General features: G+C 61.8%; 24 protein-coding genes and 1 tRNA gene. 12 read left to right on the top strand and 13 right to left on the bottom strand.

Going from position 1 to position 25,889, the window contains the following annotated elements:
• The first annotated feature begins 26 nt into the window (after positions 1–26).
• The 3 genes from tpx (at position 27) to R8871_RS34860 (ending at position 2,064) form a co-directional block, all read left to right on the top strand.
• Entirely contained in the window at positions 27–527 is a 501-nt protein-coding gene (gene tpx, locus R8871_RS34870) for a thiol peroxidase (protein ID WP_097390444.1), read from the top strand.
• A 96-nt stretch (positions 528–623) separates the two neighbouring features.
• A complete protein-coding gene (locus tag R8871_RS34865) occupies positions 624–1,562 on the top strand; it encodes a carbohydrate kinase family protein (protein WP_175054473.1) in 939 nt (312 codons plus the stop codon).
• 25 nt (positions 1,563–1,587) lie between these two features.
• Positions 1,588–2,064, top strand: coding sequence for an outer membrane lipoprotein (locus R8871_RS34860; RefSeq protein ID WP_175054472.1), 477 nt, complete (start codon positions 1,588–1,590; stop codon positions 2,062–2,064).
• 256 nt (positions 2,065–2,320) lie between these two features.
• On the opposite strand, the gene R8871_RS34855 is transcribed toward R8871_RS34860, so the two are convergent.
• The 7 genes from R8871_RS34855 to R8871_RS34825 form a co-directional block, all read right to left on the bottom strand.
• Positions 2,321–2,935: a histone H1-like DNA-binding protein gene (locus tag R8871_RS34855; RefSeq protein ID WP_093645210.1), complete on the bottom strand. Its 615-nt coding sequence runs from the start codon at positions 2,933–2,935 to the stop codon at positions 2,321–2,323.
• 30 nt (positions 2,936–2,965) lie between these two features.
• The gene (locus R8871_RS34850) at positions 2,966–3,292 is read right to left on the bottom strand and encodes a hypothetical protein (RefSeq protein WP_093645212.1); all 327 of its coding nucleotides are present in this window, start codon (positions 3,290–3,292) and stop codon (positions 2,966–2,968) included.
• Between the two features lie 85 nt (positions 3,293–3,377).
• Positions 3,378–4,613: a ribonucleotide-diphosphate reductase subunit beta gene (locus R8871_RS34845; protein WP_054040807.1), complete on the bottom strand. Its 1,236-nt coding sequence runs from the start codon at positions 4,611–4,613 to the stop codon at positions 3,378–3,380.
• A gap of 704 nt (positions 4,614–5,317) precedes the next feature.
• Positions 5,318–8,323 carry a ribonucleoside-diphosphate reductase subunit alpha gene (locus R8871_RS34840; RefSeq protein ID WP_175054471.1) on the bottom strand — a complete coding sequence of 1,002 codons (3,006 nt, stop codon included), beginning with the start codon at positions 8,321–8,323 and terminating at the stop codon, positions 5,318–5,320.
• A 529-nt stretch (positions 8,324–8,852) separates the two neighbouring features.
• A complete protein-coding gene (gene ampD, locus R8871_RS34835) occupies positions 8,853–9,449 on the bottom strand; it encodes a 1,6-anhydro-N-acetylmuramyl-L-alanine amidase AmpD (RefSeq protein ID WP_175054470.1) in 597 nt (198 codons plus the stop codon).
• Positions 9,446–9,787, bottom strand: coding sequence for a PP0621 family protein (locus tag R8871_RS34830; protein ID WP_154558133.1), 342 nt, complete (start codon positions 9,785–9,787; stop codon positions 9,446–9,448). The genes ampD and R8871_RS34830 overlap by 4 nt, the downstream gene beginning before the upstream one ends.
• A 10-nt stretch (positions 9,788–9,797) precedes the next feature.
• Positions 9,798–10,724 (bottom strand): cytochrome C assembly family protein, encoded by a 927-nt coding sequence (locus R8871_RS34825; protein ID WP_175054469.1) that lies wholly within the window; start codon positions 10,722–10,724, stop codon positions 9,798–9,800.
• Between the two features lie 81 nt (positions 10,725–10,805).
• On the opposite strand from R8871_RS34825, the gene ffh reads away from it, so the two are divergent.
• The gene (ffh, locus tag R8871_RS34820; protein WP_175054468.1) at positions 10,806–12,173 is read left to right on the top strand and encodes a signal recognition particle protein; all 1,368 of its coding nucleotides are present in this window, start codon (positions 10,806–10,808) and stop codon (positions 12,171–12,173) included.
• Positions 12,174–12,316: 143 nt separating this feature from the next.
• Complete coding sequence (locus tag R8871_RS34815; protein WP_012434394.1) at positions 12,317–12,868, top strand: hypoxanthine-guanine phosphoribosyltransferase; 552 nt, start codon at positions 12,317–12,319, stop codon at positions 12,866–12,868.
• Positions 12,869–13,010: 142 nt separating this feature from the next.
• Here R8871_RS34815 and R8871_RS34810 read toward each other — a convergent pair whose 3' ends face one another.
• Positions 13,011–13,610, bottom strand: a complete 600-nt coding sequence (locus R8871_RS34810) for a MarC family protein (RefSeq protein ID WP_175054467.1) — start codon at positions 13,608–13,610, stop codon at positions 13,011–13,013.
• 12 nt (positions 13,611–13,622) lie between these two features.
• A complete protein-coding gene (locus R8871_RS34805) occupies positions 13,623–15,359 on the bottom strand; it encodes a proline--tRNA ligase (protein WP_175054466.1) in 1,737 nt (578 codons plus the stop codon).
• A 372-nt stretch (positions 15,360–15,731) separates the two neighbouring features.
• On the opposite strand from R8871_RS34805, the gene R8871_RS34800 reads away from it, so the two are divergent.
• A complete protein-coding gene (locus R8871_RS34800) occupies positions 15,732–16,475 on the top strand; it encodes an RNA pyrophosphohydrolase (protein ID WP_175054522.1) in 744 nt (247 codons plus the stop codon).
• Positions 16,476–16,551: 76 nt separating this feature from the next.
• Positions 16,552–17,103: a CNP1-like family protein gene (locus R8871_RS34795; RefSeq protein WP_175054465.1), complete on the top strand. Its 552-nt coding sequence runs from the start codon at positions 16,552–16,554 to the stop codon at positions 17,101–17,103.
• A 114-nt stretch (positions 17,104–17,217) separates the two neighbouring features.
• Here the strand turns inward: R8871_RS34795 and proB are convergent, their stop codons facing one another.
• The 4 genes from proB to rplU form a co-directional block, all read right to left on the bottom strand.
• Positions 17,218–18,336, bottom strand: a complete 1,119-nt coding sequence (proB, locus tag R8871_RS34790; protein WP_175054464.1) for a glutamate 5-kinase — start codon at positions 18,334–18,336, stop codon at positions 17,218–17,220.
• Positions 18,337–18,409: 73 nt separating this feature from the next.
• Entirely contained in the window at positions 18,410–19,531 is a 1,122-nt protein-coding gene (cgtA, locus tag R8871_RS34785; RefSeq protein ID WP_175054463.1) for an Obg family GTPase CgtA, read from the bottom strand.
• A 229-nt stretch (positions 19,532–19,760) separates the two neighbouring features.
• The gene (gene rpmA / locus R8871_RS34780; protein WP_007180330.1) at positions 19,761–20,024 is read right to left on the bottom strand and encodes a 50S ribosomal protein L27; all 264 of its coding nucleotides are present in this window, start codon (positions 20,022–20,024) and stop codon (positions 19,761–19,763) included.
• 25 nt (positions 20,025–20,049) lie between these two features.
• The gene (rplU, locus tag R8871_RS34775) at positions 20,050–20,361 is read right to left on the bottom strand and encodes a 50S ribosomal protein L21 (protein WP_007180329.1); all 312 of its coding nucleotides are present in this window, start codon (positions 20,359–20,361) and stop codon (positions 20,050–20,052) included.
• Positions 20,362–20,600: 239 nt separating this feature from the next.
• On the opposite strand from rplU, the gene R8871_RS34770 reads away from it, so the two are divergent.
• From R8871_RS34770 to R8871_RS34750, 5 genes are all read left to right on the top strand, one after another.
• Positions 20,601–21,593 carry a polyprenyl synthetase family protein gene (locus tag R8871_RS34770; RefSeq protein WP_054040757.1) on the top strand — a complete coding sequence of 331 codons (993 nt, stop codon included), beginning with the start codon at positions 20,601–20,603 and terminating at the stop codon, positions 21,591–21,593.
• Positions 21,594–21,631: 38 nt separating this feature from the next.
• Positions 21,632–21,708, top strand: a tRNA-Pro gene (locus R8871_RS34765).
• A gap of 203 nt (positions 21,709–21,911) precedes the next feature.
• Positions 21,912–23,216 (top strand): HlyC/CorC family transporter, encoded by a 1,305-nt coding sequence (locus R8871_RS34760; RefSeq protein WP_175054462.1) that lies wholly within the window; start codon positions 21,912–21,914, stop codon positions 23,214–23,216.
• A gap of 132 nt (positions 23,217–23,348) precedes the next feature.
• Positions 23,349–24,662, top strand: a complete 1,314-nt coding sequence (locus R8871_RS34755; protein ID WP_175054461.1) for a GspE/PulE family protein — start codon at positions 23,349–23,351, stop codon at positions 24,660–24,662.
• Positions 24,659–25,888, top strand: coding sequence for a type II secretion system F family protein (locus R8871_RS34750; protein WP_175054460.1), 1,230 nt, complete (start codon positions 24,659–24,661; stop codon positions 25,886–25,888). The genes R8871_RS34755 and R8871_RS34750 overlap by 4 nt, the downstream gene beginning before the upstream one ends.
• Position 25,889 lies beyond the last annotated feature (1 nt).

Raw genomic sequence — 25,889 nt, 5'->3', positions numbered from 1 at the left:
CTGACGAATTTTCGGAGCACGACAACATGAGTCAAGTTACGCTGGGTGGCAACCCGATCGAAGTAGCCGGCACGTTCCCGAGCGTGGGCCAGAATGCCCCCGCCTTCTCGCTGGTCGGCAAGGATCTGAAGCCGCTGTCGCTGGCCGACTTCGCCGGCAAGCGCAAGGTGCTGAACATCGTCCCGAGCCTCGACACGCCGACCTGCGCCACCTCGACCCGCAAGTTCAACGAGGCTGCAGCCAAGCTGAGCAACACGGCTGTGATCGTCGTGTCGGGCGACCTGCCGTTCGCCGCCTCGCGCTTCTGCACGACAGAAGGCATCGAGAACGTCGTGACGGCGTCCACATTCCGCGGCCATGAGTTCGCGCAAGCCTATGGCGTGGATGTCACGAGCGGCCCGCTGACGGGTCTGACGGCACGCGCCGTGGTGGTCGTCGACGAAAACGACAAGGTCGTGCACGCTGAACTGGTCGGCGAAATCAAGAACGAGCCGAACTACGACGCAGCGCTTGCCGCGCTGAAGTAAAACCTTCGCGCACGAACCCCGGCGCCGCGCTTCATGCGCGGCGCTGTCACATCGTCGTGCCCATTCTCTTTATCGATTTTTACAGGAACGCTCGCCTTGGCTACGCTGATTTGCGGTTCGCTCGCCTACGACAACATCATGACTTTCGAAGGCCGCTTTCGGGAGCACATCCTGCCGGAGCAGGTCCACATCCTGAACGTGAGCTTCCTCGTGCCGACGATGCGCCGTGAGTTCGGCGGCTGCGCGGGCAACATTGCCTACTCGCTGCATCTGCTCGGTGGCAACGCGCGCATCATGGGCGCGCTTGGCGCGATCGACGCGCAGCTCTACATGGACCGCTTCAAGGAGCTCGGCCTCTCGACGGAAAACGTGCTGGTGGTGCCGGACACGTACTCGGCCCAGGCGATGATCACCACCGACCTCGAAAACAACCAGATCACCGCGTTCCACCCGGGCGCGATGATGCAGGCGCATCTGAACCGCGCTGACGAAGCGAAGGGCATTACGCTCGGCATCGTCGGACCGGACGGTTACGACGCCATGATCCAGCATTCCGAGCACCTGGCAGCGGCCGGCGTGCCGTTTATCTTCGATCCAGGCCAAGGTTTGCCGCTCTTCAGCGGTGAGTCGCTGCGCCGCATGATTGAACTTGCTACTTACGTAGCTGTCAACGATTACGAAGCCAAACTGGTGAGCAACAAAACGGGTTGGTCGATCGAAGAGATCGCCGGCAAGGTCGAAGCGCTGATTGTCACGCTCGGCGAACAAGGCGCGCAGATCCATCATGCTGGCGGCATCGAAGCCATTCCGGCGGTCAAGGCACAGCAGGTGCTCGACCCTACGGGCTGTGGCGACGCGTTCCGCGGCGGCTTGCTCTACGGCATCGAGAACAAGCTTGGCTGGGCGACCACGGGGCGTCTGGCGAGCCTGATGGGCGCGCTGAAGATCGAACACCAGGGCCCGCAAAACTACGCGCCCAACCGGGCGGAGATCAACGAACGGTTCAAGCAGGCGTTCGGATACGACCTGCAGTAATGCCGCAAGCTATTGGAGTTAGGGAATGAGAACAACGAGTCGCGTGGTAGTGGCCGCCTTGATTGCCGGTTCGCTGGCCATGTCGGGGTGTGCGTACAACAGCAGTTCTGCCGACGTCTACACGGCGTCGCAGGCACAGCGCGAAGAGACGGTCCGCATGGGCACCGTCGACAGCGTTCGGGCCGTGAAGATCAGTTCGAACAACGGCCAGCCGAGCGGCCTGGGTGCGATCGGCGGCGGTGCGTTGGGCGCGGTGGCCGGCAGCGCGATCGGCGGCGGTCGCGGCTCGATCGTGACTGGCATCATCGGCGGCCTGGCCGGCGCGGTGGCAGGCAATGCGGTCGAGAACGGCGTTGCGGTGCACGACGGCCTCGAGATCACCGTGCGACTCGATAACGGCGACATGCGCGCGATCACGCAAAGCGCTACCGGCGAAATCTTCCGCGCCGGCGAACGCGTCCGTCTGCTTTCCAGCGGCGGCGTCACGCGCGTCACGCACTAGGTTTCCCCTCTCGTGCGGCCGCGCTTCACGCGCCGCCGCGACGACCTCAAACGCATGCCTTCACTGTGCATGCGTTTTTTTTTCGCCTGCGGGTTTTGAACTCGTTTCTCCAAGCCCGCGCCTTCGCCCGAGCAAAAAAAATCCCGTCGCCGGAAACCCGGCAACGGGACCCTGACCGAGTAGCGCTCGGTGATGTTGCTTCAAGCGCTACTCGATCATCGACACACAGTACGACGTGTCGAAGTACTTCTACTGCTTACGGACGGCTGCCCGTCGGGAACGGCCATGCAGCTGCCGGGTTCAGCGCGGTCTTCACCGTCGCCGCCGGTGCGCTCGAGACAGACGTCGCAGCGGGAGCAGGAGCAGCCTTCTTGGCAACAGCCTTCTTCGCAGGGGCAGCCTTCTTGGCAGGAGCAGCGGCCTTCTTCGCGGCAGCCTTCTTCGCAGGCGCAGCCTTTTTAGCGGCAGCCTTCTTAGCAGGCGCAGCCTTCTTGGCGGCAGCCTTCTTGGCAGGCGCAGCTTTCTTGGCAGCAGCCTTCTTGGCAGGCGCAGCCTTCTTGGCAGCAGCCTTCTTAGCCGGCGCCTTCTTTGCTGCGGCCTTCTTCGCCGGTGCTGCCTTCTTTGCTGCAACCTTCTTCACTGCTGCTTTCTTAGCCGGCGCTGCCTTCTTTGCCGGTGCCTTCTTCGCTGCAACCTTCTTCACTGCGACCTTCTTGGCAGCGACCTTCTTCGCCGGCGCAGCCTTCTTCGCTGCAACCTTCTTCACTGCGACTTTCTTGGCAGCGACTTTTTTCGCCGGAGCGGCCTTCTTAGCCGGAGCAGCTTTCTTCGCTGCGGGTTTCTTAGCTGCTGCTTTCTTGATAGTTGCCATCATTTTCTCCTTCAGGTTTTCAGATGAGAGTCAGTTCAAACTACACCCTTCGTCAAAACCCGCTTCCCGCGGACGCTTCTCAGGGCGCGCGCTACGAAGCGGGCTATTCATCGGCGTACGCAGGTGCTGCGCGCTTACGCTAATGAATGCGGTAAGGCGCGCCGTGCCCTTGGGCACCGCGCGCCAGATCTGGTCGGCGCTGGATCTCAACGCCGGCAATTGCTTGATCGGGCCGCTGGCGGCGACGCCAGCGGCTTTTTCCGGGGGGAAGTTTGCCCATCCCACTGAAGGGTTCGCAAAGTGCCAGTCATGTTTGTGGGCCGCGAAGGCACGCGGCGCACTGGGCACAATTTGCATCAGGCGGTTCTGCTCCTAACTAAATTGCCGCGGCCGAAGCCTGCCGGCATCCCCAAAATGAATGCATCTGCGACACGAACCCGGATCACTCCCAGGTCAGCGCGCCGCCAGTCTGATATTCGATCACTCGCGTCTCGAAGAAGTTGCGTTCCTTCTTCAGGTCGATCATCTCGCTCATCCACGGGAACGGGTTTTCCTCGTTCGGGTACAGCGGATCGAGACCGATCTGCTGGCAACGGCGGTTGCAGATGAAGCGCAGATAGCTCTTGAACATCGACGCATTGAGGCCGAGCACCCCGCGCGGCATCGTATCTTCTGCGTAACGATATTCAAGTTCGACCGCTTGCTGGAAGATCTCGCGGATTTCCGCGCGGAACTCAGCCGTCCAGAGTTGCGGGTTTTCGAGTTTGATCTGGTTGATCAGGTCGATGCCGAAATTGCAGTGCATCGACTCGTCGCGCAGGATGTATTGGTACTGTTCCGCCGCGCCGGTCATCTTGTTCTGACGGCCCAGCGCCAGGATTTGCGTAAAGCCGACGTAGAAGAACAGGCCTTCCATCACACAGGCGAACACGATCAGCGAGCGCAGCAGGGTCTGGTCTGCCTCGAGCGTGCCGGTCTTGAAGGCCGGGTCGGTCAGCGTATGGATGAACGGAATCAGGAATTCGTCTTTCGCGCGGATCGAGGAAACCTCGTGATACGCGTTGAAGATTTCGCCTTCGTCGAGACCCAGGGACTCGACGATGTACTGGTAAGCGTGCGTGTGGATCGCCTCTTCGAACGCCTGGCGCAGCAGGAACTGGCGGCATTCGGGCGCCGTGATGTGGCGGTAGGTGCCCAGCACGATGTTGTTGGCGGCCAGGGAATCTGCCGTCACGAAGAAGCCCAGGTTGCGCTTGACGATGCGGCGCTCGTCTTCGGTCAGACCGTTCGGGTCTTTCCAGAGGGCGATGTCGCGCGACATGTTCACTTCTTGCGGCATCCAGTGGTTGGCGCAACCAGCCAGATACTTTTCCCAGGCCCACTTGTATTTGAACGGCACCAACTGATTGACGTCGGTCTGGCCGTTGATGATGCGTTTGTCGGCGACATTGACTCGCGCTTCGGAGGCGGCAGCCGTTCCGGTAGCAGCGTGGGTCACATGAGCGACGGGAGCGACAGCGATGTCGTTCGCGAAGATGTCTTGAGCCGAGGGAGCGTGAGGAGCGGAACGCGTTCCGACTTGCGAACCGACAGCCGATCCCGCAGCGTTGCGCAACACATTCTGTTGCGTAGCGCTCGAGGGAGTTACGGCAGTGATCTCGTCATCCCAGTTGAGCATAAATGTCACCATCAATTTAGAACGGTTTGTACCATCTTTTCACGAGCGATAAAAGAGTTCGCTGATGAAAAATCCTGTTTTCGATTCGCGTTGCTACGTTCATACAACACTTTGTTCAACAGACTGTGTGTGTCGCCTCATGTGAAGCGAGTTGAACGCGTGTCGTCGAGGTGCTTCGCGAGCTCGAAGAGCAACGTGTCGAAGCGACGTTTCGCTGCTCTATCTATCTGTATTGCGGAGCGTGCTTGCAGCGTTTTGCGATTGCTTCCTGCTGCCTCGTGCTGACGTTCCGGCTGTCCCGCGATTGCCTGTTCGTCCGTGCTGGCGAGGTGAAGTTCAATGCAATGTCGAGCGATGCATCGGGCCGGCTGTGTCGATCGACCTTCGACCGGAGCGTTTGCTGAGCGCTTCATGTCGAGCGCTTCGTCTGTGCTGCCGACTGCTGACTGCGTCATCTACTACTTGCTTACCGCTTGCCTGCTGTTTGTCTGCCGCTTCACGACTTCATTTGCTTGTCGTGCTTCGCTGCTTTTCGACGAGCGGCGCAACGTCGATTTCGTTTCGCTGCGCCGCTCGTCTACTTCGCTTATGCATCACTTCTATCAAGCTTGCTGATCGCTGCATTCGGGTCTTTACCTACAACCCGTTTAGCAAGCAGCGATCCTGCCGCCTGCTTCATGCTTACCCGGTAGTTGCGAGGCTTCTTACTGGCAAGCTTCGCACTCGTCGAAACCAGCATCGCCCGGACGCATCATGCACACCGGACCATCTGCTTCCGGCGCTGCTTCGACCGCAATTGCCGGCGCTGCCGCCGCAACCTGGATGCCGCCCGAAGCTGCACCGCCGCTCGCGCCGAAGCCACCTGCCGCGCCGCCGCCGACACCACCCGCACCGCCCGATCCTTCGCCGCCACCCGAGCTCACCGCGTTCAGCGCGCCGTGCGCCACCGTCGACTTCTCGACGTGCGTCGCCGCCATCGTGCGGAGGTAGTAGGTCGTCTTCAGACCGCGCACCCATGCGAGCTTGTAGATCTCATCGAGCTTCTTGCCCGACGCGCCGCCCATGTAAATGTTCAGCGACTGCGCCTGGTCGATCCACTTCTGACGACGCGAAGCCGCCTCGACCAGCCACACCGGATCGAGTTCGAACGCGGTCGCGTAGATCGCGCGCAGGTCGGCCGGGATGCGGTCGATGCGCGAGAGCGTGCCGTCGAAGTACTTCAGGTCGGCGACCATCACTTCGTCCCACAGACCGCGTTCCTTCAGGTCGCGCACCAGGTAGTCGTTGACCACCGTGAATTCGCCCGACAGATTCGACTTCACATACAGGTTCTGGAACGTCGGTTCGATACAGGCCGACACGCCGATGATGTTCGAGATGGTCGCCGTCGGAGCGATGGCGACGCAGTTCGAGTTGCGCATGCCGTAGGTGGCGATACGCGAACGCAGTTCGGTCCAGTCCATCGATTCGCTCGAATCGACTTCGACATAACCGCCGCGCGCTTCGGCCAGCAGCTTCACCGAGTCTTGCGGGAGGATGCCGCGATCCCACAGCGAGCCGCGGTAGCTGGAATAACGGCCGCGTTCCTGCGCCAGTTCCGTCGACGCGTAGTAAGCGTAGTAGCAGACCGCTTCCATCGACGTATCGGCGAACGCAACCGCCTCTTGCGACGCGTACGGCGTGCGTAGCAGGTGCAGGCAGTCCTGGAAGCCCATGATGCCCATGCCGACCGGACGGTGCTTCAGGTTCGAGTTACGCGCCTTGGCGACTGCGTAGTAATTGATGTCGATCACGTTGTCGAGCATGCGCATCGCGACGCTGACGGTGCGCTTCAGCTTCTCGTGGTCGAGCGCCAGGGTGCCGTCGGCCTGTTCCTTCAGGTGAGCGACGAGGTTCACGGAGCCCAGGTTACAGACGGCGATTTCGGCGTCGCTGGTGTTCAGCGTGATTTCCGTGCACAGGTTCGACGAGTGGACGACACCGACGTGCTGTTGCGGCGAACGCACATTGCACGGATCCTTGAACGTGATCCACGGGTGGCCGGTTTCGAACAGCATGCCCAGCATCTTGCGCCACAGTTGCGCCGCCGGGATCTTCTTGAACAGCTTGATCTCGCCGCGCGCGACCTTGTCTTCGTAAGCCGTGTAAGCCGTTTCGAATTCCGCGCCGAACAGGTCGTGCAGGTCCGGGCAGGTGGACGGCGAGAACAGTGTCCAGTCGCCGCCTTCCATCACGCGCTTCATGAACAGGTCGGGAATCCAGTTCGCCGTGTTCATGTCGTGGGTGCGACGACGGTCGTCGCCCGTGTTCTTACGCAGCTCGAGGAATTCTTCGATGTCCAGGTGCCACGTTTCCAGGTACGCGCAGACCGCGCCCTTGCGCTTGCCGCCCTGGTTCACGGCGACAGCCGTGTCGTTGACGACCTTCAGGAACGGCACGACGCCTTGCGACTTGCCATTGGTGCCCTTGATGTGCGAACCCAGAGCACGCACGCGCGTCCAGTCGTTGCCCAGACCGCCGGCGAATTTCGACAGCAGCGCGTTTTCCTTCAGCGCTTCGTAGATGCCGTCGAGGTCGTCGTCGACCGTGGTCAGGTAGCACGACGACAGTTGCGAGCGATGCGTGCCCGAATTGAACAGCGTCGGCGTGGACGACATGAAGTCGAAGCTCGACAGGATGTTGTAGAACTCGATGGCGCGCGCTTCGCGATCGATCTCGTTCAGCGACAGGCCCATTGCGACACGCATAAAGAATGCCTGCGGCATTTCGATGCGCACGCCGTCGTGATGCAGGAAGTAGCGGTCATACAGCGTTTGCAGACCGAGGTAGCCGAACTGCAGGTCGCGGCTGTTGTCGAGCGCGGCGCCGAGGCGCTTCAGGTCGAACTGCTGGAGCTTGTCGTCGAGCAGGCCGGCGCCGATGCCGCGCTTGATGAACTGAGGGAAGTACTCGGCATAGCGGTCGGCCATTTCCGTTTGCGTGACTTCCTCTTCGAGGATCTCGCGGCGGATCGTGTGCAGCAGGATGCGTGCGGTGACCTGGCTGTATGCCGGGTCCTTTTCGATCATCGTGCGGGCAGCCAGAATTGCCGAGTCGTATACCTGGGCCATCGGCACGCCGTCGTACAGATTCTTGACCGTTTCCGCGATGATCGGATCGGCGCTCACGGCGTCGCCCAGGTTCGAGCAAGCCAGTTCGATGATGCCGCGCAGCGCAGCCATGTCGAGCGGACGCGTCACGCCGTTGTCGGTAACGTTCAGACCCGGCGTGCTGGCGACGATCTGGTCGTCATGACCGCGCGCCTGGGTGCGCTTCTCGCGGTACAGCACGTACGCACGCGCGACGTTGTGTTCGCCGCCGCGCATCAGCGCGAGTTCGACCTGATCCTGGATGTCTTCAATATGGAACGTGCCGCCGTTCGGACGGCTGCGCACGAGTGCGCGCACCACGTTCTGCGTGAGTTGCTCGACCAGTTCGCGCACGCGAGCCGACGCCGCGCCTTGACCACCGTTGACGGCCAGAAATGCCTTCGTCACGGCGATGGCGATTTTCGACGGCTCGAACGACACCACGCTGCCGTTACGACGGATCACCTTGTAGTCGGCGTAGGTCACTTGCGGCGCGAGCGCCTGGGCGCCTTGTGTCTGGCCGAAGGCCTGGCCAGCCGGTGAACCCTCGTACCGGGTCGTCGCGTTGTCGGTGGTTTGCATGTGCAAAGCTCCTGGTCTTGGAAATGTTGCGGAGGTAACCGCGGATTAAAACGAACGCTGCGCCGCCGCGTGCGCAAGCGATGGGGTGCAGGAAAAAGGCCGGCTGAGCCGGGTGGCGGGATGCGACAGCGGTGAAGCCTGGTTCGAATTGATAACGGTCTTCACCATGTGTGTCGCGATCACTTGCTATGCCCTTTTCCTGAATGCTTCTGGACGCTGCCGGTTCTCTCGACCGGCCACGCCGCAGGAATATTTTTCGCTGCCCGGAATGCTTGCGGCGCCGTGCTCAGGAAGCGGGGCGCCGCAGACTTATGCACTCAGTTATGCACAGAGTTATACACACTGGACACAAGATATAGTGCGAAACTGAATTTCTGGCACCAAGTATAGTGTAGTTTCAAGACAGGTCAAATCGTTTTATTTGCTTTCAAAGGCTTGACTTTTGCATAGCGCGACGCGAAGCCGACTCCCCGGAGAACAAGGCGGCGCCTTGTTCTCCTCGCATCACGCGAGGTTGCGCGAAGGGTCGTTACAGCGTTTTGGAAAACTTGAGATAGGGGAAGTACTGATCCGCCAACGCGGTGTCGCGTTGCAGACGCTGCCACTCGAAATGGGGCCCTGGATCGGTCTTGCGACCGGGGGCGATGTCAGAGTGACCTGCGAGCCCTTCGACCGGATAGCGAGCCTTGAGCGCCGTCACAAGTGTGCCGAGCGTGCGGTATTGCGCCGCTTCGAAAGCAGTCGTATCGCTGCCCTCAAGCTCGATGCCGATCGAGAAATCGTTGCAGCGCTCGCGGCCGAAAAAATTCGACGGCCCGGCGTGCCATGCCCGCTCGTTGCAGGACACGAATTGCTCGAGCGCGCCGTCGCGATGAATCACGAAATGCGCCGACACCCGCACGCCGCGCAGATGCGTGTCGTAGTACGGGTGAGCGTCGCAGTCGAGGGTATTCAGGAACAGTTCGGCGATCGCCGTGCCGCCGAACTCATTGGGCGGCAAGCTAATGTTGTGGACGACGATAAGCGTCGGCACGGCCCCTTCGGGCCGCGCTTCGAAATTCGGCGATGGCAGCTTGCGTGCGGCGGTGACCCAACCGTCTGCATCGACGGTGAACTCGACGCTCATCGGGCGTCGCGGCCCGAGGGACGCGCGCCATGACGCTGCGCGTGCGCGGCGCTGCAGAAAGGCTGCCCCGCCACCACCACGGAGTCGCTCTTCGGCGCGTGCACGCCGCACTCGGCACAACGGATCATCGGCTCGGCGAGCTGGGGCTGCGCTTGCGGCGCATTGGGCCCACGCGCGCCGCCATTCGGACCGCTCTGGCCTCTTGCACCGCCGGCACCCGCGGCGCCATTCGCACCGGCGCCGGTGCGTTGCGACGCTTGCGCGTCATGACGACGCAGCGCTTTGACCAGCCACTGGCCAACAATGAACAACAGGATCAGCAGAAAAATTTGTCGCATAGCAGGACACTCACACTACAGCACGGTGCAACAGCACCTCGAATACGAAACGGCTGCCAACGTACGCCAGCAACAGCGCGACGAACGACGCCAGCACCCAGCGCAATGCCGCACGGCCGCGCCAACCGGAAACCTTGCGCGCGGTCAGCAGCGCGCCGAACATCACCCACGAGAGAATCGCGAAGACGGTCTTGTGGTCGAGCCGCAAGGCGCGGTCGACCAGTTGCTCGCTGAACAGAATGCCCGATACCAGCGTCAGCGTGAGCAGCACGAAGCCGGCGCCGATCAGACGGAACAGCAGCTTTTCAAGTGTCAGCAGCGGCGGCAAGGTGTCGAGCCAGCTTGACAGCCAGCCGTTGCCCGCCGCAGCCGCATTGCGTTGCGACATGCCGCCGCGCATGGCATGCAGGCGCCGCTCGACCAGCAGCATCAGAACCGCGTGCAGCGCCGCGATCGCGAACAGACCGTACGCGATATTGGCGATCAGAAAATGCAGCTTGAACATCGGCGCGGCCGAATACGGCAGCACGCGCACGCCGTTGAACGCCAGCGGCAATAAAGAAGCGACGCAGGCGAGCGGCAACACCAGCAGGCGCAAGCCGTCGAGTGGAAAGAAAAAGCTCTCGATCCAGTAGATGCCGGCGCCGAGCCAGAACATCGCCGACAGCGCGAACGCGAAACCGAACACCATCGCGTTCTGGGGAAAGATGGTGGTGTGCAGCAGCACGCCGTGGGCCAGCAGCGCGACAAACAGCAGCGCGCGGCCCGAGGTGCTCATGCCCGAAGCGGCCGATGAGGCCGGGATGCCCGCGGAGACGGGCACCGGCGGCACGCTCTCGAGCATGGGGCGCAAGGCGGCGTGCCGGTGCGAGCGCCAGCCGGCCACGGCGAGACCGCCGTAGAGGAGCGCAGTGAGGGCATACAGTACAATATCCATATTCGAAGTTTACACTAGGCCCCTGCTCCGCGACGTCTCCCGCATCGCGCCCCGCTCCGGCCGCACTGTTCATCGCTCCCCATGCTCGACAATCTGACTCAACGGATGGCGCGCGTCGTCAAGACGCTGCGCGGCGAAGCCCGGCTCACCGAGGCGAACACCCAGGAAATGCTGCGCGAAGTGCGCCTCGCGCTTCTCGAGGCGGACGTGGCGCTGCCCGTCGTGCGCGAGTTCATCGCCAAGGTGAAGGAAAAAGCGCTCGGCGAAGAGGTGATCAGCAGCCTGTCCCCGGGCCAGGCGCTGGTCGGCGTGGTGCAACGCGAGCTGACCGCGATCATCGGTGGCGACTATGAAGGCAAGGCAGTCGAGCTGAATCTCGCCGTCACGCCGCCGGCCGTCATCCTGATGGCGGGTCTGCAAGGCGCCGGTAAGACGACCACGGTCGGCAAGCTCGCCAAGCTCCTGCGCGAGAAATACAAGAAGAAGGTCCTCACCGTTTCGTGCGACGTCTACCGCCCGGCTGCTATTGCGCAGTTGAAGACGGTGACCGAGCAGGTCGGCGCGGACTTCTTCCCGTCGGAACCGGATCAGAAGCCGGTGGATATCGCGATCGCCGCGGTGGATTGGGCCAAGCGCCACTACCACGACGTGCTGCTGGTCGACACGGCCGGCCGTCTCGGTATCGACGAAGCGATGATGGCCGAAATCGCCGCGCTGCACAGCACGCTGAAACCGGCGGAAACGCTGTTCGTCGTCGACGCGATGCTCGGCCAGGATGCGGTCAACACCGCGAAGGCCTTTAGCGACGCATTGCCGCTCACCGGCGTCGTCCTCACCAAGCTCGACGGCGATTCACGCGGTGGCGCGGCGCTCTCCGTGCGTCACGTGACGGGCAAGCCGATCAAGTTCGTCGGCGTCGCCGAAAAGCTCGATGGCCTCGAAATTTTCTATCCGGATCGCATGGCGAACCGGATTCTCGGCATGGGCGACATTCTCGCCCTCGTTGAAGAAGCGCAGAAAGGCGTAGACGTACAGGCCGCGCAGAAGCTCGCCGACAAGGTCAAGAAAGGCGGCGACTTCGACCTCAACGATTTCCGCGCGCAGCTAACCCAGATGAAGGGCATGGGTGGCCTGTCGTCGCTGATGGACAAACTGCCGGCCCAGTTCCAGCAAGCCGCCGCCGGCGCCGACATGGGCCAGGCCGAAAAGCAGATGCGCCGCATGGAAGGCATCATCAATTCGATGACACCGCTCGAGCGCGCCAAGCCCGATCTGATCAAGGCCACGCGCAAGCGCCGCATTGCCGCCGGCGCGGGCGTGCAGGTGCAGGAAGTCAACCGCATGCTGAATCAATACGACCAGATGCGCACCATGATGAAGAAGCTGAAGGGCGGCAATCTGCAGAAGATGATGCGCGGCATGAAGGGCATGATGCCCGGCATGCGCTAAGCTTTAGCAAGACGGCGGCGCGCGTGTCCCCGTGTGTGAATTACGGCACGCGTGGCTGACTCCGGATTTCTGCGGGTTTATTCTGTACCGCACGCCGCCGTTCTCACCCACACTATGTATACAGTTACCGCCCGTCAGACGTCATGAACCGCGAAGAAGCTCTCCATATTTTTAGCCACTCCGAAGAAATCGTTTCGGCCGACGACGTCAACGCGTCGATCAGCGGCATGGCTGCCGCCATCCGCAACGAGATGAGCGAGGACTTTCCGCTCGTACTTTCGGTGATGGGCGGGGCGGCGGTGTTCACCGGCATGCTGCTGCCGCACCTCGATTTCCCGCTCGAGTTCGACTACATCCACCTGACCCGCTATCGCAACACCACCAAGGGTGGCAACGAGATGCAGTGGCGCGTGGCGCCGGCCGAGTCGGTAAAGGATCGCGTCGTGCTGGTGCTCGACGACATCCTCGACGAAGGCGAGACGATGGCCGCGATCCGCGATCGCATCCTCGCGATGGGCGCTAAGCGCTTCCTGAGCGCGGTGCTGTGCGAAAAGATCATTCCGAAGGCGAAGCCGCTGCGCCCGGACTACTGTGGTTTCGAAGTGCCGGATCGCTACGTGTTCGGTTGCGGGATGGACGCCAAGGGCTACTGGCGCAACCTGCCGACCATTCGGGCGTTGACCGAGGGGGCTTAAAGCCTGGTTGTTCTGCCGGCGCCATTTACGGCGCGCATCGGCGTAAAAAAAGCGGCCTACGGCCGCTTTTTGTTTTTCAGGCTGGTGGTTGATAGCACTGCTGCGCCCACGTGGCCGTGCTGAACCCCGCACCAGACCTCACTCAAAGTTGATGCACAAAAGAGCGGATACCGCCGAGCATCATCTCAACTGAGATCGCCACCAGCACCAATCCCATCAGCCGTTCGAAGGCCATCATGGCACGCTCGCCGAGCCACGCCTGAATGCGCTCCGCCAGCATCAGCACGATCGCGCAGACGACCATCGTGACGGTCAGCGCGCCGATCCATTCGAACATCTTGCCGGGTGCCTGCGACGTCAGCAACATCACCGTCGCCAGCGCCGAGGGACCCGCCAATGCCGGAATGGCGAGCGGCACGATGAGCGGCTCGCCGCCTCGCGTGTCGCCACCGAACGGGCCGTCCGGATGCGGAAACACCATTCTGAGTGCAATCAGAAACAGCACAATCCCGCCGCCGATGCGCAAAGACTGGTCGGTCAGACTCATCATGCGCAGAAAGCGGTCGCCGACCACCATGAAGATCAGCAGGATCGCAAAGGCGATCGCCACCTCACGGAGAATGACGATCGTGCGCCGCTTGGGCGATACGCTCCGCAGACAACTGATAAAGAGCGGAATGTTGCCTAGCGGATCAGTGATCAGAATCAGCAGGACGGTCGCAGATACGAAGGTGTACTCCACCGTCCGCTCCGCTTATTGCGCCAATGCAGCGCGAACCTTGCCGATCACCGTTTGAGCGGCGTCTTCGACCGGCAGCAGCGTCGCTTCAGCGTCGCGGCGGCCTTGATACTCGAGCTTGCCGTCCTTGAGACCACGATCGCCGATCACCAGACGATGCGGCACGCCGATCAGCTCCCAGTCGGCGAACATCACGCCCGGACGCTCACCGCGATCATCGAGGATCACATCAATGCCCGCTTCGACGAGTTCCGCGTACAGCTTGTCGGCCTGCTCACGCACGGCTTCGCTGCGGTCGTAACCCATCGGGCACAGCACGACTTCGAACGGTGCGATCGACTCCGGCCAGATAATGCCCTTGTCGTCGAAATTCTGTTCGATCGCCGCGCCCAGAATACGCGTGATGCCGATGCCGTAGCAGCCCATTTCCATCGGCTGCGGCTTGCCGTTCTCGTCGAGACAGGTCGCGTTCATCGCTTCCGAGTATTTCTTCCCGAGCTGGAACACGTGGCCGACTTCGATGCCACGGCAGATGTCGATCACGCCCTTGCCGTCCGGCGACGGATCGCCCTTCTTCACATTGCGGATATCAGCGACGACCGGCTCCGGCAGATCGCGGCCCCAGTTCACGCCGGTGGTGTGGTAATCCACTTCGTTCGTGCCCACCACGAAGTCGCTCATGTTCGCGACCGTGCGATCCGCGATGACCTTGATCGGCTTCTTCGTGTTGATCGGGCCGAGGTAACCCGGCGGCGTGCCGAAGGTCTCGATGATCTCGGCTTCGGTCGCCATGCGGAAGTCCGCCAGACCCGGCAGCTTGCTTGCCTTGATCTCGTTCAGCTCGTGATCGCCGCGCAGCATCAGCAACCAGATGGTCGGTTCGGCGCCTTCGTTTTCCGTGGCGAGGATGATCGACTTGATCGTGCGCTCAAGCGGGATGTTCAGCAGCTCGGCGACGGCCTCGCACTTGGCTTTCCCCGGCGTTGCCGTCTTCTTCATCTCTTCGGTCGGCGCTGCGCGTTCCGCGTACAGCGGCAACGCTTCGGCCGCCTCAACGTTCGCGGCGAACTCCGAGGTCGGGCAATACGCGATCGCGTCTTCACCGGTGTCGGCGATCACGTGGAATTCATGCGAACCGCTGCCGCCGATCGAACCGTTGTCTGCTGCCACTGCGCGGAAATCCAGACCAAGGCGCGTGAAGATGCGCACGTACGCGTCGTACATCTTGCGATACGACTCGCGCAGGCCTTCCGCGTCTTTGTCGAACGAGTACGCGTCTTTCATGATGAATTCGCGGCCACGCATCACGCCGAAACGCGGACGAATCTCGTCGCGAAACTTCGTCTGGACCTGATAGAAGTTGACCGGCAACTGGCGGTAGCTCTTGATCTGGCCGCGCGCGATGTCCGTGACCACTTCTTCGTGCGTCGGTCCGAGCACGAAATCGGATTGCTTGCGATCCTTGAAGCGCAACAGTTCAGGGCCGTATTTTTCCCAACGGCCCGATTCCTGCCACAGTTCAGCCGGCTGCACCGAAGGCATCAACAGTTCGATCGCGCCTGCCCGGTTCATTTCTTCGCGCACGATGGCTTCCACCTTGCGGATCGAACGCAGGCCGACCGGCAGGTAGTTGTAGATGCCACCGGCAACGCGGCGGATCATGCCGGCGCGCACCATGAGCTTGTGGCTGACGATCTCGGCGTCGGCGGGCGCTTCTTTCAGTGTGCCGATAAAGAAACGGGAAGCTTTCATTCAGATTTTCCAAAAGCGGCGGCTCCGGAGGGACCGCCCGAAAGGTGAAAACGGTGGGGAAACCGACACAGACCCGGCCTCACGCCGGCACGGACGCGCCGCATATCCGGCCAAAGTCTGACCAGGAATTCGGCTCAGACCCGGCAAACAGCCTGCGCATACCAGGCAAAACCCCGGCAAAACCGGCCCGATCGCGGCGCCGAAGCCGCCGCGCAAAGCCTTTGCAGCAAGGGATAAGGCACGGAAAGACTGACAGGCTACCGCAAACGCGGGCCTTTTGCGGCGAATCGTTCCAATCTGGTGCGAATCGGTGCGTCGGGTCCGTTATCTGTTTATAATCAAAGCAATTTTAAAGGATTCGAAGGTGGTTGTATGCTGGATCGTGAAGGCTTTCGCCCGAACGTCGGCATCATCCTCTTGAACGCGCACAACGAGGTGTTTTGGGGCAAACGGCTCCGTGAACATTCCTGGCAGTTTCCGCAAGGGGGCATCAAGTACGGAGAGACCCCCGTGCAAGCGATGTATCGGGAGTTACACGAAGAAACCGGGCTGCTTCCTGAGCACGTCAAGGTGATCGGTCGCACGCGCGATTGGTTGCGTTATGAGGTGCCTGACAAGTTCATCAAGCGCGAAGTACGCGGTCATTACCGCGGCCAGAAACAAATCTGGTTTTTGCTCCGGATGGTTGGACGCGATTGCGACATTTGCTTGCGCGCCACCGACCACCCTGAGTTCGATGCGTGGCGTTGGAACGAGTACTGGGTGCCGCTCGACTGTGTGATCGAGTTCAAGCGGGATGTGTATCAGTTGGCGCTGACGGAGCTATCCCGTTTCATGCGCCGGGCTGCGCCGCGTGCGGAAAAACCTGGCGGGCACCATGGGCCGCGTTATCCCCGGATAGCGTCGTCAATGGAAAGTCCGCCGGATTCGACGATGATGACGGTCACCACCTCGGTGACCACACTCAGCATCGAAACGTCGATTCACACGACGATCGTGTCTGATTGCGGTCCGGGTTCCGGGTCGGTTGCCGAAGTTGGCTCCGCGTCGGAACACGAAGACGAATCGGAACGCGAAACCGCCGGCTCGCTGTTCCGACCTGGCGTGCGCAATTAACAATTCTGTGCGGCTGTCCACGCCGCCTCTGCTGGTGCGGTTCAATGAACCGCACCAGTGTTTCGAGGAAACCATATTGAAAGCACTTGCTCTCGTCGTGGCGTGCGTCGCCACCGGCGCCCTGCTGGCTGGTTGCGCCAGCAAACCCTCAAATAAAGACGACAGCGCGTTTGCCTATCTGCTGGACCGGCCGAGCACCTGGGTGGAAAACAAGGTGGACGCCTTGCCGCCGCTGCCGCAAGACTCGAATCTTCTACCCTTCGAGGTTTCGGGCAATACACCGCTGCATTTTGCTATCGATAGAAATTCGCTTACTGTCGGCACCGACGGCGTCGTGCGCTACACCGTCGTTGTAACGAGCCCGAGCGGCGCGCACAACGTGAACTACGAAGGCATTCGCTGCGACACATATGAATGGCGCCAGTATGCGGGGCTGAACGCCGATCACGACGGCTGGGACCAGACCGTCGCTAACGACTTCAGGCGCATTGAAAATGGCACGCTGAACGCCTATCAGGCAGCGCTGTATCAGGACTACCTGTGCGCGAACAAGATGCCCACGGGCAACGCCAAGCAGATTGTCGAGAACATCCGCTACAAGCGCACGCAGACTTCGTTGGTTCACTAAGGCAGTTTTCGCGCGCTGACTTCTTCGAAAGTGGAAGCCGTCGTGAATATGAAAAAGCCGTTCCAGCTTGCGCTGGAACGGCTTTTTTTCTGTCGTGCGAACCGTGCCCGGGAGTCAGACCAGCACAAGATTGTCGCGGTGAATCACCTCAGGCTCCAGCATATAGCCGAGCACCGATTCAATGTCGCCGCTCGGACGCCGCTGGATCAGCTTGGTTTCCGCGCTGCTGTAGTTCGTCAGGCCGCGCGCTACTTCACGCCCTGCCGCGCTCAGGCAAGCGATCACTTCGCCGCGCGCAAATGCGCCCTGCACACCGACGATACCGATCGGCAGCAAGCTCTTGCCGCCCTCGGTCAGCTTTTGGACTGCGCCGTCGTCGATCACCACGTGGCCACGCACCTGCAGGTGATCGGCCATCCATTGCTTGCGCGCCGCCATGCGTGCAGTGCGCGCGATCAACTGCGTGCCGATCGCCTCACCCGAGGCGAGCCGTGACAACACGTCAGCTTCACGCCCGCTCGCGATCACCGTATTGGCGCCGCTGTGCGCCGCGCGTTTAGCGGCAAGAATCTTGGTCAGCATGCCGCCTCGGCCCAAGCTCGAACCCGCGCCGCCTGCCATTGCCTCGAGCTCCGGCGCACCGGCATCGGCCTGCTGAACGAGCGTTGCGTTCGGGTCTTTGCGCGGGTCGGCGGTAAAAAGCCCCTGCTGATCGGTGAGGATGATGAGCGCGTCGCCTTCGATCAGATTGGCGACCAGGGCGCCTAGCGTGTCGTTGTCACCGAACTTGATCTCGTCCGTAACGACCGTGTCGTTCTCGTTGATGATCGGCACGACACCCAGACGCAGCAGCGTCAGCAACGTGGAACGCGCGTTCAGATAGCGTTCGCGGTCGGCCAGATCGGCGTGGGTCAGCAAAATCTGTGCGGTCTGGATCGAATGCTCGGCAAAGCGGCTTTCGTAGACTTGCGCGAGACCCATTTGACCGACAGCCGCGGCCGCCTGCAATTCGTCGATTTCGCGTGGCCGCTTGGTCCAGCCGAGCCGCTGCATCCCTTCGGCAATGGCGCCCGAACTGACCAGCACTACTTCTTTGCCCTGCGCGCGCAGCGCGGCAATCTGCGTGGCCCAGCGACCGATCGCAGCATGATCGAGGCCGCGCCCGTCATTCGTAACGAGGCTCGAACCGACTTTCACTACCAATCGCCGTGAATCTGCGATGACGGAACGCATTGTGCGCGGTCTCCCAAGATGACGCGTGATGCATGCCGGCAGCCCGTGCAGGCGCCGGCGCTCAGGCTTGTTTTTACTGCGGGTCGACGCTCGAGTCGTCCGACGCGGCGGCCGGTGCGTCCGGCTTTGCGCGGAAGCGCACGTCGGCAGCGAGATCTTCGGCTTCCGCCGCGCGCTGCGCGTCCGAATGCGCGGCGATGTGGTCATACACCGCGTAGCAAAGACTTTCGCAGCCCTGGCCGGTCAGCGCCGAGATTTCGAACACCGGGCCTTCCCAACCATAGCCCTCAAGGAATGCCGACACGCGCGCTTCGCGCTCGTCTTCAGGCACCATGTCGAGCTTGTTGAGCACGAGCCAGCGCGGCTTCTCATAGAGCAGCTCGTCGTACTTGCGCAGTTCGTTGACGATCGCCTTGGCTTCCGCGACGGGATCGACGGCTTCGTCGAACGGTGCGAGGTCGACGATATGCAACAGCAAGCCGGTCCGCTGCAAGTGGCGCAAGAACTGGTGACCAAGGCCTGCGCCTTCCGCCGCGCCTTCGATCAGGCCAGGAATGTCGGCAATCACGAAGCTGCGGCTCGGCCCGACACGCACCACGCCGAGATTCGGCGCGAGTGTTGTGAACGGGTAATCGGCGATCTTCGGCCGCGCGTTCGATACCGAGGAGATGAAGGTCGACTTGCCGGCGTTCGGCATGCCGAGCAGACCGACGTCGGCCAGCACCTTCAGTTCGAGGCGCACCATGCGGCGCTCGCCGGGCTTGCCGTCGGTTTTCTGACGCGGCGCGCGGTTCGTACTGGATTTGAAATGCAAGTTACCGAGACCGCCCGCGCCGCCTTGTGCGATCTGCACACTCTGGTTGTGCTCGGTCAGATCGGCGATCAACTCGCCGGTTTCCATATCGCTGATGGTCGTGCCGACCGGCATGCGCAGCGTGATGTCGTCGCCGCCCTTGCCGTAGCAGTCCGCGCCGCGGCCGTTTTCGCCGTTGCGCGCCAAATGTTTTTTCGCGTAGCGGTAGTCGATCAGCGTGTTGATGTTGCGGTCCGCGACCGCGATCACGCTGCCGCCCCGCCCGCCGTCGCCGCCATCCGGGCCGCCGAACGGAACGAATTTCTCGCGGCGCATCGACGCGCTGCCATCCCCTCCGTCGCCGGCGATGACTTCAATCCTCGCTTCGTCAATGAACTTCATGCGTAACTCCGTCCCGTGGTGTGCTGCTAGATGGTGCTGCTGGGTTGATGCTTTCAGATGCTGCTATTTTGCCGCGCTCGCCGTACGGTGGGCAATCAGCCGATCGGCTAACCGCGCCGATTTGGCCGTGCAATCCGCCGATTCTTCGGACAAAAAGCGCTGCAATAAAAAAAGCCCCGCGAACTTCGCGGGGCCTTTTTCCGGTCCTGAAGCCCGTGCCTGAGTAAACTCAGACTGCTGCCGGGACGACGTTGACCATGTGCTTCTTCGCTGCGCCCTTCGTCGAGAAATTGACGTGGCCGTCCGTCAGCGCGAACAAGGTGTGATCCTTGCCGATACCGACGTTTTCGCCCGGGTGCATACGCGTGCCACGTTGGCGAACGATGATGCCGCCAGCGTTGATGGCTTGACCGCCGTAGACCTTGACGCCGAGACGCTTCGATTCAGAGTCGCGGCCGTTGCGGGATGATCCGCCTGCCTTTTTGTGTGCCATTTGATTTGCTCCTTAACCGTTGCGCTTACGCGTTGATCGCGTCGATGCGCAGTTCGGTATAGTTCTGGCGGTGGCCGCCATGCTTCTGGTAGTGCTTCCGGCGACGCATCTTGAAGATGGTCACTTTTGCGTGACGACCTTGCGACACGACGGTAGCCTTGACGGAAGCCCCACTGACCAGCGGCGTACCGAACTTAATCGATTCGCCTTCGCCCACTGCGAGAACCTGGTCGAGCGTGATTTCAGCGTCAATGTCTGCCGGTATCTGTTCTACTTTAAGTTTTTCGCCGACGGCAACTTTATACTGCTTGCCACCGGTTTTTATGACCGCGTACATTGAGAACCTCACTCTGTGTTCATTTTTCCCACGCACCGCGCGCGGAAATCCGTGATTATACATAGAGTTAGCTGCTCGGTCAAAACTCATTGATAGTCGCCGCGCGCACCGCCCGGCGCCTTGCCGTCCAGCCCCGGCACACGGCGTGGCCGTTGCCTCCGTCGCGCCGTGCCGCAGCCTGCGACCCGGAACTGTCGCGATTCGCCTTATAATTCGCGGCACTACCCAATTCAGCCATCATGTCGTCGACTGCCACCCCCTCCTCCAACGCCGCCAGCCTGCTCGCTCCGATCGCCGAAGACATGCAGCAGGTCAATCGCGTCATACGGCACCGTCTGGCGTCCGACGTGATGCTGATCAATCAGATCTCCGAGTACATCATCAGCGCCGGGGGCAAGCGGCTACGGCCCGCTCTCCTGCTGCTGGTGGCGGGCGCGCTGGGCGAAACCACCGGGCATCGGCACGAACTCGCCGCGGTCGTGGAATTCATCCACACGGCCACGCTGCTGCACGACGACGTGGTCGACGAATCCGACCTGCGGCGCGGCCGCCAGACGGCCAACGCGCTGTTCGGCAACGCTGCGAGCGTGCTGGTCGGCGATTTTCTCTACTCCCGCTCGTTCCAGATGATGGTTGGCGTGGGCAAGATGCGCGTGATGGAAATCCTGTCGGAGGCGACCAACATCATCTCCGAGGGCGAAGTGCTGCAGTTGCTGAACATGCACGACGCCGACGTGGACGAAGCGCGCTACATGCAGGTGATCCGCTACAAAACGGCCAAGTTGTTCGAAGCCGCCGCTCAACTCGGCGCGGTGCTGGCCGGTTCAGACGCAAAGACGGAAGCCGCTGCCGCAGAATTCGGCCGCCGCATCGGCACAGCGTTCCAGATCATGGACGACTGGCTCGACTACACGGGCACGGCTGAATCGATGGGCAAGAACGCCGGTGACGATCTGCGCGAAGGCAAACCCACGCTCCCGCTGATTTATCTGATCGAACGCGGCACGCCCGAGCAGTCGGCGCTCGCGCGGGAAGCCATCGAGCAAGGCGGCACGGACCGTTTCGACACCATTTTCGAGGCGATCACGCGTTCCGGCGCGCTGGATCACACACTCGAGTGCGCGAAGCAGGAAGCGATGGCCGCAGCTGCAGCAATTTCTTCATTTCCGGATTCCATTTTCAAAGATAGCCTGCTAGAATTATGTTCTTACTCGACGGCAAGACAGTCTTGAACGGGACTGAAACACCGTATGAGTCCAGCAGTACAGATCGGGGTGTAGCTTAGCCTGGTAGAGCGCTACGTTCGGGACGTAGAGGCCGGAGGTTCGAATCCTCTCACCCCGACCAGATTTGCCTTGTTAGTTCAAGGCTCGAAAAACCGCCCAGCTTGCTTGGCGGTTTTTTGTTTTGGGCCGCGATTTTTTGTGTCCCGCTGACACGTTTGCCACTACGTACGATTTATCCCAAGCGTCATAGACCATCCGCGGAGGCGGCTCGCCTAGCCCCCTCTGCTATATTCTCTCCATCCCGTCCCCTATCCTTCACTACGCGTGGAACAACTTCCCTTATGGGCGCAGATCGGCGCCGTCTTTCTGCTGCTTATCTGCTCCAGCTTCTTTTCGATTTCCGAAACGGCGATGATGGCGATCAACCGCCATCGCCTGAAACACCTTGCCAACCAGAATGCGCTCGGCGCAAAGACCACTCAAGGCCTGCTCGCGCACACCGACCAGCTGTTGAGCGTGGTCCTGATCGGCAACAATCTGTTCAACACGATCATTCCGGTGCTCACCACCTCGATCGCGCTGCATACCTTCGGCCGTAACAATGTGGTGCTGTCGATCGCGACCGGCATCGTCGCGTTTCTGATTATCGTGTTCGCGGAAATCACGCCGAAAATCGTCGGCGCAACGTTCCCCGAGAAGATCGCCCTGCCGGCCAGCCTGCTCATCGCACCGATGATGCGCGTCGGCAGGCCGCTCGTCTGGTTCGTCAATCTGTTCGCGAACACAATCTTGCGCGTGCTGCATATCAATACCAAAGGCGCGCACGATCAACGGCTGTCCACTGAAGAACTGCGCACCATCGTGCTCGAATCAGGCAGCTTCATGCCGACCAAGCACCGAAGCATTCTGCTAAACCTGTTCGACCTCGAGAACATCTCAGTAGACGACGTGATGATCCCGCGCCGCCGCATCGAAGCGCTCGACTTCGACGCGCCGTTCGAACAAATCCTGCATCAGCTGGAAACCTGTTATCACAACAAGCTGATCGTCTATCAAGGCGACATCGACCGGGTGCTCGGCGTGCTCCACGTGCGAAAGACACTGGCCGCGCTGCACAACCAGGAACTCGAGCGCGAGACGCTGCGCGAATTGCTGGCCGAGCCGTACTTCGTGCCGAGCGGCACGCCGGTATTCCAGCAACTACAGTACTTCCAGGAAAGCCGTCACCGCACGGCGCTGGTCGTGAACGAATACGGCGAGTTGCAGGGGCTGGTCACGCCGGAAGACATCATCGAGGAGCTGATCGGCGAGTTCACCACCTCGATTCCGCGTAGCGCCAATTCGCGCGGCGGCTGGAACGAGAACGGCGAATGTATCGTGGCGGGCAGCATGCCGCTGCGCGAACTGAACCGTTGGCTCCATCTCACGCTACCGACCGACGGACCGAAAACGCTCAACGGTCTGATCCTCGAGATTCTCGAAGAGATTCCGGACGGCGACGTCTGCGTGCAGATTGGCGAGGTGAAACTCGAAGTGATGCGCAGCGACGACCAGGCGATCCGCACTGTCAAGCTGTTCAAACCGCCCGTTCGCGCGGGCGCGAAAGCCGTCAAGGCTGTCCGCGGTTAAGCCCTGCACGCCACACAGCGTCGCACATCGGCACGACGCGCACCATTAGCCGATTGGCTGAATGGCGGTGCCCGCGGCCTTACCGGATGATGAAGTCGTCGTGTTCTACAGGCGGCTCATCACCGGTCTCTCATGCAAGATTCTTTTCAACGCGCGGCCTCGTTGCGGCCTGTCGTCGTCGATGGCGAAAGCCCAGTCAAACCCAGGCATAACGCGTTTGCAGCGAACGCCAATGCAAGTGTTAGCAGCAACGCAAGCGCGAATCTCGCCGACTCTGACAATGCTCCTGCAGTACGCCTGCTGACCGACACCTTGCAGGAGGCAACCCGCCGCAATGCGTCGGACCTACACATCGAACCGGCGGAGCACGGCTGGCGCGTGCGCTTGCGTATCGACGGCGTATTGCATGAAATCCCTCAGCCCCCAGCGCATCTGCGCGACGCGTTCATCACGCGTGTGAAAGTGCTGGCGCGCATGGATATCGCCGAGCGGCGCGTGCCGCAGGACGGGCGGCTGCGGATTGCCACGTCGCCCGGCCGCGTCGAAGACTATCGTGTCAACTCGCTGCCTACGTTGTTCGGCGAAAAGCTGGTGTTGCGCAGGCTCGACGCACTACCCACCGACTTGTCGCTCGACTCGCTCGGCCTCGATTCACAGCAACGTGAAGCCGTCGATGCAGCGATTCGCGCGCCGCACGGCCTCGTGCTCGTCACCGGGCCTACCGGCAGCGGCAAGACGCTGTCGCTGTATTGCTTCCTGCACATGCTCAACGACGAGGCGCGCAATCTGTGCTCGGTAGAAGATCCGGCGGAGATTCAACTGGCGGGTATCAATCAGGTAAGCGTGCGCGAAAAGGCCGGCCTGACGTTCGCGGTGGCGCTGCGTGCATTTCTTCGTCAGGATCCCGATGTGATCATGGTCGGCGAAATCCGCGACGACGAAACCGCCGATGTTGCCGTGAAAGCCGCACAGACCGGCCACCTGGTGCTGTCCACGCTGCATACGAACGACGCGCCCGCTGCCGTCGCGCGCCTGATCGACATCGGTGTCGAACCGTACAACCTGGCCGCCGCGCTAAGAATGGTGACTGCACAGCGGTTAGTGCGGCGGCTCTGCGTGGCATGCCGCGCACCCGCGCAGCAATCTGCCGCGGCGCTGCGAGCAGCGGGTTTCGCCGACGATCATCTTGAGAGCTGGCAACCATTCGCCGCCACCGGATGCGAAGCCTGCCACGGCATCGGCTACCGCGGCCGCGTCGGGGTTCACCAGGTGATGCCTGTCTCCGACGCGATGCGCGAGTTGATCGTGGCGCGCGCGGGCACTCACGAGCTGGCCCGGCTCGCGCAAACCGAACGCGTGGGCACCTTGCGCGACGCAGCACTGGCGCGTGTACGCGACGGCACGACAAGCCTCGCCGAGGCGCTGGCCGCCACCGAGGTCGCATGAACACCGCGACGACTCACCCACCGCCAGCAGCCGAGATGCGCTTCAGATGGCGCGGCGTCGATGCCGACGGCGTACGGAAAACCGGTGCGCTCATTGCGCCGGACGTCAGCACCGCACGAGCCATACTCAAACGCGAAAAGCTGTTCATAGTCGAACTCGCTGCACGCGGCAATGCGCCAAGCCCTCACACTCGCACCACCGACGTCACTGTGTTCACCCGGCAGCTCGCCAGTCTCCTGCGCGCCGGTTTGCCCCTCGCGCCATCGCTGGAACTGCTGGCGCAAGCGGATGGTTCGCGCCGGCAAGGCATGCCGCGGATCGTCGGCGCGCTGGCACGCGACATTACCGGTGGCCTGCGCTTTTCCGCAGCATTGCAGCGGCATCCTGCGCAGTTCAACGCACTGTACTGTCAGCTTGTCGAAGTCGGCGAAGCAGCCGGCGCGCTGCCTGCCGTCCTTGCCCGAATCGCGGACGACCGCGAACGCGCCGCCGCACAGCGTGCCAAGGTGCGCGCGGCGCTCACCTATCCGGTCGCGATCCTGTTGCTTGCGATCGCAATAACCGCTGCGTTGCTGGTGTGGGTCGTGCCGACTTTCAAGCAGATCTTCGACGGCTTCGGCGCGAAACTACCCGCGCCCACGCAGTTCGTGCTGGCCTTATCGGCGGGTGCAGCGCGCTGGAGCATTCCTCTGGTCGTCATGGTTTTCGCTGCAAGCTCGGCTATGACGTTTCTGCTACGACGCTCCGAAGCAGCGCGCATCCGGTTCGCCCGCTTATCGCTGACAATGCCAGTCGCCGGTCCGTTGCTGCGCACCTTGTGCGCGGCGCGCTGGAGCCGCGCACTCGGTACCTTGCTGTCCGCCGGCACACCGCTCGCGGACGCGTTCGATTCACTGACTCACGCCACCGGCAACGCTTTCTTCGATCGCGCCACTGTGGAGATTGCCGCGCGGCTGCGGCGCGGCGAACGGCTTGCCGCCGCGATGCGCGCGGCCCACTGTTTTCCACCGGAGGTCGTGCAGCCGGTTGCGGTCGCCGAGGAGTCCGGGGCGCTCGACACAATGCTGATCGATGTGGCGTCGCTCGCCGATCGTCAGGTAGACGAAAAGATCGGCACGCTTTCGAGCTTGTGCGAACCGCTTGTGATCATTGTGCTGGGCACGCTGGTCGGGGGCCTGGTGATCGCGATGTATCTTCCCATTATTCAACTCGGCAACGTGGTGTAGC

It is taken from the genome of Paraburkholderia sediminicola (assembly GCF_902859805.1).
GTDB classification, from domain to species: domain Bacteria; phylum Pseudomonadota; class Gammaproteobacteria; order Burkholderiales; family Burkholderiaceae; genus Paraburkholderia; species Paraburkholderia sediminicola.
The sequence above is the reverse complement of the archived record's forward strand: the minus strand, read 5'-3'. Positions and strand labels throughout refer to the sequence as shown.

Bases quoted from the DNA above. Each gene is read 5' to 3' on its own strand.
- R8871_RS34860 (WP_175054472.1), top strand. From the start codon at position 1,588: ATGAGAACAACGAGTCGCGTGGTAGTGGCCGCCTTGATTGCCGGTTCG.
- R8871_RS34770 (WP_054040757.1), top strand. From the start codon at position 20,601: ATGTCGTCGACTGCCACCCCCTCCTCCAACGCCGCCAGCCTGCTCGCT.
- R8871_RS34750 (WP_175054460.1), top strand. From the start codon at position 24,659: ATGAACACCGCGACGACTCACCCACCGCCAGCAGCCGAGATGCGCTTC.
- R8871_RS34815 (WP_012434394.1), top strand. From the start codon at position 12,317: ATGAACCGCGAAGAAGCTCTCCATATTTTTAGCCACTCCGAAGAAATC.
- R8871_RS34840 (WP_175054471.1), bottom strand. From the start codon at position 8,323: ATGCAAACCACCGACAACGCGACGACCCGGTACGAGGGTTCACCGGCT.
- ffh (WP_175054468.1), top strand. From the start codon at position 10,806: ATGCTCGACAATCTGACTCAACGGATGGCGCGCGTCGTCAAGACGCTG.
- R8871_RS34850 (WP_093645212.1), bottom strand. From the start codon at position 3,292: ATGCAAATTGTGCCCAGTGCGCCGCGTGCCTTCGCGGCCCACAAACAT.
- R8871_RS34845 (WP_054040807.1), bottom strand. From the start codon at position 4,613: ATGCTCAACTGGGATGACGAGATCACTGCCGTAACTCCCTCGAGCGCT.
- tpx (WP_097390444.1), top strand. From the start codon at position 27: ATGAGTCAAGTTACGCTGGGTGGCAACCCGATCGAAGTAGCCGGCACG.
- R8871_RS34825 (WP_175054469.1), bottom strand. From the start codon at position 10,724: ATGGATATTGTACTGTATGCCCTCACTGCGCTCCTCTACGGCGGTCTC.
- rpmA (WP_007180330.1), bottom strand. From the start codon at position 20,024: ATGGCACACAAAAAGGCAGGCGGATCATCCCGCAACGGCCGCGACTCT.
- R8871_RS34805 (WP_175054466.1), bottom strand. From the start codon at position 15,359: ATGAAAGCTTCCCGTTTCTTTATCGGCACACTGAAAGAAGCGCCCGCC.
- ampD (WP_175054470.1), bottom strand. From the start codon at position 9,449: ATGAGCGTCGAGTTCACCGTCGATGCAGACGGTTGGGTCACCGCCGCA.
- cgtA (WP_175054463.1), bottom strand. From the start codon at position 19,531: ATGAAGTTCATTGACGAAGCGAGGATTGAAGTCATCGCCGGCGACGGA.
- proB (WP_175054464.1), bottom strand. From the start codon at position 18,336: ATGCGTTCCGTCATCGCAGATTCACGGCGATTGGTAGTGAAAGTCGGT.
- rplU (WP_007180329.1), bottom strand. From the start codon at position 20,361: ATGTACGCGGTCATAAAAACCGGTGGCAAGCAGTATAAAGTTGCCGTC.
- R8871_RS34755 (WP_175054461.1), top strand. From the start codon at position 23,349: ATGCAAGATTCTTTTCAACGCGCGGCCTCGTTGCGGCCTGTCGTCGTC.
- R8871_RS34800 (WP_175054522.1), top strand. From the start codon at position 15,732: ATGCTGGATCGTGAAGGCTTTCGCCCGAACGTCGGCATCATCCTCTTG.
- R8871_RS34855 (WP_093645210.1), bottom strand. From the start codon at position 2,935: ATGGCAACTATCAAGAAAGCAGCAGCTAAGAAACCCGCAGCGAAGAAA.
- R8871_RS34830 (WP_154558133.1), bottom strand. From the start codon at position 9,787: ATGCGACAAATTTTTCTGCTGATCCTGTTGTTCATTGTTGGCCAGTGG.